We start from the raw sequence: 5,501 nt of genomic DNA, 5'->3' as shown, positions 1-5,501 counted from the left end.
TGTAGCGGTTAACATGCCTGCCTGTCACGCAGGAGATCGCCGGTTCGATCCCGGTCGGGACCGCCATTTATATGAATTAGAAAACGAAACAATATGTTTCGTATTTTTTTTATCTTTAAACATTTTTACATAAAGATAATATATAGTGATGTATCGTATCCTTAGGATTGTGTATCCTAAGGACTTTTTTGTGAAGAAGAAATAGAAGACCGGAAGGTCGACAATAAAGATTCTACAATGGGTAGTATTCATTTGCTTTAAGACTCGAATCTCATAAAATGTAGAGAAAAGAGCCAGTTATCATGTAAAAACATATATAATGAAGGAAGTAATAAAATGGACTCATTTATTTCGTGTTAGACATGAACCGTGGATGAAGCGATTTAGGTAGAGCGGGTTCAAATAAGAGCCGATTGGACATACTAACATTTATTAATAGGTTGGTGAAAAACGTGAACAAGTATGAAATCATTACCCATACTGGAGAAGAAACAATGGAATTCTCCAAGCAACTAGGCGAAGTATTGCAGGCGAAAGATGTAATCGTTCTAGAAGGGGACTTAGGAGCAGGGAAAACAACTTTCACAAAAGGCTTAGCAAAAGGTCTTGGTGTAAAACGCGTTGTAAGTAGCCCTACGTTTACTATTATTAAAGAATATCAAGGCCGCTTACCCTTGTATCATATGGATGTGTACCGTGTACAAGGAAGTGAAGAAGACTTAGGGTTTGATGAATACTTTTATGGTGATGGTGTAACCGTAGTTGAGTGGGCACACTTAATTGAATCGCAGTTACCAGAAGAGTTATTAAAGATTAGTTTGTATCATGTAGGAGATACAACACGTAAAATTGTTGTAGAGCCGATTGGAAGTAGATATATTCAGTTGTGTGAGGAGTTACTATAAGAATGAAAATATTAGCGATTGATACGTCAAATAATGTAATGGGTGTAGCACTTGTCGATGGGGATCGTGTAGTAGGGGAATACGTAACAAATGTACAAAAAAATCATTCTGTACGATTAATGCCCGCTATTAATCAGCTATTAAGAGATTGTGATACGAAACCAAAAGAACTAGAGAAAATAGTTGTTGCAGCAGGACCGGGGTCATATACGGGTGTTCGTATTGGAGTAACAATAGCAAAGACATTAGCATGGTCATTAAATATTCCATTAGTGGGAGTATCTAGCTTAGCTGCTTTAGCGATTAATGGATTATACTTTGCTGGTCATGTCGTACCATTATTCGATGCAAGACGTGGACAAGTATATACAGGTTTATACAAAAGCGAACAAGGAGAATTGCATACAGTAAAGGAAGATCGTATACAATTACTGAGTGAATATGTAGAAGAGCTACAAGAAGTAGATGGACCGATCTTATTTGTTGGTAGCGATGTAGAGCTTCACAAAGAAACTATTCGTATTGCTTTAGGTGATAAGGCAATCTTTGCGCAAAGCTCATTCCATCAGCCTAAACCGAGTGGCATCGCTCTAATTGGTCGTGATCAAGAAGGTGCGGATGTACACACATTTGTACCGAACTATATCCGTCTAGCAGAAGCAGAAGCGAACTGGTTAGCAGAGCAAAAGAAAAAGGAATTAATGTAATGGATAACAAAGTAACATGTCGTCCGATGACACTAGAAGATGTGGATACTGTCGATAGCATTGAACAAGTGTCATTTGCCATACCGTGGACACGTGAAGCATTTGTTGGAGAAGTAACAACAAATCCGTTTGCCCATTATACGGTGATGGAGTGCGAGGGAGAAATTATTGGATATTGTGGATTATGGATTGTTGTGGATGAAGCAAGTATTACAAATATCGCAATCCTTCCTTCTTTTCGTGGGAAGAAACTAGGAGAGTTGTTGTTGATGCATGTGATGAACTATGCAAAAGAGCACAACGCAACAACCCTTTCGTTAGAAGTAAGAATATCGAATGAAGTGGCACAGAACTTGTATCGAAAAGTAGGGTTCTGTAATGGTGGTATTCGAAAAAACTATTATTCTAATAACAACGAGGATGCTCTTGTAATGTGGGTGAATATAAAATGAAAAAAGAACATGTAATTATTTTAGGGATAGAAACAAGTTGTGATGAAACAGCAGTAGCCATTGTAAAAGATGGAAAAGAAATGATTGCGAATGTCGTATCATCGCAAATTGAAAGCCATAAGCGCTTTGGTGGTGTAGTACCAGAGATTGCATCACGTCATCATGTTGAACAAATTACGCTTGTTATTGAAGAAGCAATGAAAGAAGCAAATATGACGTTTGAGGATATTGATGCAATTGCAGTAACAGAAGGACCTGGCTTAGTAGGTGCTCTGTTAATTGGCGTAAATGCAGCGAAAGCACTTGCTTTTGCACATGATAAGCCGTTAATCGGTATTCATCATATCGCTGGCCATATTTATGCGAATCGTTTCTTAACAGAGTTTAAGTTCCCGTTGCTTGCATTAGTAGTTTCTGGTGGGCATACAGAGTTAGTATATATGCGAGAACACGGCTCATTTGAAGTAATCGGAGAAACACGTGATGATGCCGTAGGAGAAGCATATGATAAAGTTGCACGAACATTATCTCTTCCATATCCAGGTGGTCCACATATTGATCGATTAGCTGTGGATGGTTCAGTGACAATTGATTTACCACGTGCTTGGTTAGAGAAAGATTCGTATGATTTTAGCTTTAGTGGATTGAAATCGGCAGTTATTAACACTGTGCATAACGCAAAACAACGTGGTCAGCATATTAAGCCAGAAGATTTAGCGGCAAGCTTCCAAGAAAGCGTAATTGATGTTTTAGTAACAAAGACAGTACGAGCAACGAAAGAATATGATGTAAAGCAAGTACTATTAGCTGGCGGTGTTGCCGCAAATAAAGGGTTACGTGCACGTTTACAAGAAGAATTTGAGATGTTAGACGAGGTAGACCTTATTATTCCGCCATTATCATTATGTACAGATAATGCAGCGATGATTGCCGCGGCAGGTATGATTGCCTATGAAAAAGGAAAACGTTCTGATTTAGCCTTAAATGCAAATTCAGGCTTAGATATTGAACAATGTTAACAATTTATCCACAGAAATCAACTTATGTGGATAAACATAATATAGCTTATAAATTAACTATTTTGCATGTGAACAAAAATGTGGATAAAGTTACATGAAGTTGTGAATAATGTGGAAAACATTCTGAATAACTTGATAAATGCATAGATGTATGTATGTAATGGTGTGGATAAGTTAGAAAAAGGCAGTATACACAAAACTGCCTTTTTCAATTGGTAGATGAAACAACAAAGAAAACGCATACATTTTATGAGGTAATATGTCCTTTTGCCTAGTAACACCTGCTTTATGGATGCGAAATAATTGTTCTTCACTGTTAAAATAGTGTATAGTAAAGAATAAGAACATATGTATTTTAGGGTGGTTGCTGTTACATAACAGGTTTTAGGTAATGAAACAGAAATATGCAAATATAGAAGGATATTGGGGGGAATACTATGGATTTAGAACAACAAAAAATACCTCAAGCTACGGCAAAGCGTTTACCGCTGTATTATCGGTTTATTAAAAACCTATCGATGTCAGGAAAACAACGTGTATCATCAGCAGAATTAAGTGAAGCGGTAAAAGTAGATTCTGCTACAATTCGTCGTGACTTTTCGTATTTCGGTGCATTGGGTAAAAAGGGCTATGGTTATAATGTGAATTATTTGTTATCTTTCTTCCGAAAAACGTTGGATCAAGATGAAGTAATTAAGGTTGCATTAATTGGGGTAGGTAATTTAGGAACTGCTTTTTTAAACTATAATTTTATGAAAAACAATAATACAAAAATTGTAGCTGCTTTTGATATAGATGAGAATAAAGTGGGTACAGATATTGGTGGGGTACCTGTTTATCATTTAGATAGATTGGAAGAGCTATTAGAGAGCGATATTAAAGTGGCCATTCTGACAGTTCCTGCAACATTTGCTCAGTCAATTGCGGATCGATTAGCTAGCAAGGGGATTCAAGGTATTTTGAATTTCACGCCAGCTCGTATTACGATTCCGGAGCATATTCGTATTCATCATATTGACTTAGCGGTGGAATTACAAACATTAGTATATTTCTTAAAGCACTATTCTAACTAATAAAAAAAGAGAGCTAGACGCAATGTCTAGCTCTCTTTTTTTATTTTGTATTGGAATGTAAAGAGACGAATAGCGAGCCCAAAGTCTAACGTTGCCATCAGCGCCAAGAAAATTGTTGGGAAGTTCCATAAGGTAGGCGTTGCAAACTTTGTTGCTAAATATGTAAAGATGGAACCCATTGCGAAATACATAAGTCCCATTACAAATGGTGAAACTTTAATCATAGAAATCCTCCGATGAATCCTTGTATCTGCTCAAACTTCTCTTGTAACTTTGTTACACTCAGTTGCATGAGCATAACGAGAGCGTTCATTAACATATGAGCAAAAATAGGAACGATGATGCGTTTTGTTTTTACATATAAGAATGCAAAAACAAACCCCATTGATGTATATACGAGTAAGTGAGCAAAGTCCTGATGCACAATTGCAAAGATAAAGGAGCTAATAAGGGCACTAAATAAGAAGTTTAATTTCTTACGCAATGCACCAAACAGTACGTAACGGAATACGATTTCTTCTAATATAGGTCCTAAAATTGCGACAACGACAATAAAGAGCGGTGTTACCTTTGTAAGGTTCACAATCATTTGCGTGTTTTCTGAACCTGGTTGAATACCGAATACAGTTACTTCAATCATTGCTGCAATCATTTGAGTGAAGAATGCTAAGAAAAGTCCACCAAGAATCCAACCAAGTGCTTCAGAAGTAGAAGCTCGGTTTCTGTGAGGTGGTGTTTCCTTTAAATCTCGCATAAGTAAGGTTACGATAATAATAGTTGCAACAATGAATGCACCAATTGTCCAATGTGTTAATGCAGTGGAAACCATTAGTTTCGAATTACTTATTGAATCGTATACGCCTAGTTTAATAAGAAGAGGGACACCTAACATGCTGGAGAATTGCAAAATGACATATGTTAAGAGAATCCACCAATATCGTATTTTCATATATATACTCCTTTAATAATAGAATTAAGTTGTTATTAAAAATATTAGCCTATTTCATGGTATAGGTAAAGGTAACGACATTATTTTTGAGGTGGAGAAGAAAAAAGGATAAAGAGAGGTGTAAAAATAGAGTCTTTTAGAAAGAATGTACATACTACACATTTTCCTTTCTTTTGTTTATATTATAATGAAAGAAAGAGAAGTATTCATGGGTGAAATAAAAAAATGAAAAAAGCATAAAGAAATTGTTGACCATGATTGTTGTAGGTGGTATATTAATAAACGTCGCTGATGAACAACGGTTCATAAAGCACGAAAAAACATTTGAAAACAATGTTGACATCAACTAACGAAGATGTTAAGATAACGAAGTCGCTTTAAGCGATAGAAGTTCTT

7 protein-coding genes are annotated in these 5,501 nt (G+C 36.3%); 5 read left to right on the top strand and 2 right to left on the bottom strand.

The annotated features are described in order from the left end of the window. The first annotated feature begins 452 nt into the window (after positions 1 to 452). From tsaE to IEV41_RS19790, 5 genes are all read left to right on the top strand, one after another. Positions 453 to 905, top strand: coding sequence for a tRNA (adenosine(37)-N6)-threonylcarbamoyltransferase complex ATPase subunit type 1 TsaE (tsaE, locus tag IEV41_RS19810; RefSeq protein WP_188390223.1), 453 nt, complete (start codon positions 453 to 455; stop codon positions 903 to 905). Between the two features lie 2 nt (positions 906 to 907). Beyond that, entirely contained in the window at positions 908 to 1,612 is a 705-nt protein-coding gene (gene tsaB, locus IEV41_RS19805; protein ID WP_188390222.1) for a tRNA (adenosine(37)-N6)-threonylcarbamoyltransferase complex dimerization subunit type 1 TsaB, read from the top strand. Continuing rightward, on the top strand, positions 1,612 to 2,064 hold the full coding sequence (gene rimI / locus IEV41_RS19800; protein ID WP_188390221.1) for a ribosomal protein S18-alanine N-acetyltransferase: 453 nt from the start codon (positions 1,612 to 1,614) through the stop codon (positions 2,062 to 2,064). The genes tsaB and rimI overlap by 1 nt, the downstream gene beginning before the upstream one ends. Next, a complete protein-coding gene (gene tsaD, locus IEV41_RS19795) occupies positions 2,061 to 3,083 on the top strand; it encodes a tRNA (adenosine(37)-N6)-threonylcarbamoyltransferase complex transferase subunit TsaD (RefSeq protein WP_188390220.1) in 1,023 nt (340 codons plus the stop codon). The genes rimI and tsaD overlap by 4 nt, the downstream gene beginning before the upstream one ends. 437 nt (positions 3,084 to 3,520) lie before the next feature. Next, positions 3,521 to 4,156 carry a redox-sensing transcriptional repressor Rex gene (locus IEV41_RS19790; protein ID WP_188390219.1) on the top strand — a complete coding sequence of 212 codons (636 nt, stop codon included), beginning with the start codon at positions 3,521 to 3,523 and terminating at the stop codon, positions 4,154 to 4,156. A 26-nt stretch (positions 4,157 to 4,182) separates the two neighbouring features. On the opposite strand, the gene IEV41_RS19785 is transcribed toward IEV41_RS19790, so the two are convergent. Both IEV41_RS19785 and IEV41_RS19780 read right to left on the bottom strand, forming a co-directional pair. Continuing rightward, positions 4,183 to 4,380, bottom strand: coding sequence for a YdiK family protein (locus IEV41_RS19785; RefSeq protein ID WP_188390218.1), 198 nt, complete (start codon positions 4,378 to 4,380; stop codon positions 4,183 to 4,185). Further along, entirely contained in the window at positions 4,377 to 5,105 is a 729-nt protein-coding gene (locus IEV41_RS19780; RefSeq protein WP_188390217.1) for a CPBP family intramembrane glutamic endopeptidase, read from the bottom strand. The genes IEV41_RS19785 and IEV41_RS19780 overlap by 4 nt, the downstream gene beginning before the upstream one ends. Between the last annotated feature and the right edge of the window lie 396 nt (positions 5,106 to 5,501).

It is taken from the genome of Priestia taiwanensis (genome assembly GCF_014638355.1).
GTDB classification, from domain to species: Bacteria; Bacillota; Bacilli; order Bacillales; family Bacillaceae_G; genus Priestia_D; species Priestia_D taiwanensis.
Note: the sequence above shows the minus strand (reverse complement) of the source record. Positions and strands in the feature narration are given on the sequence as shown.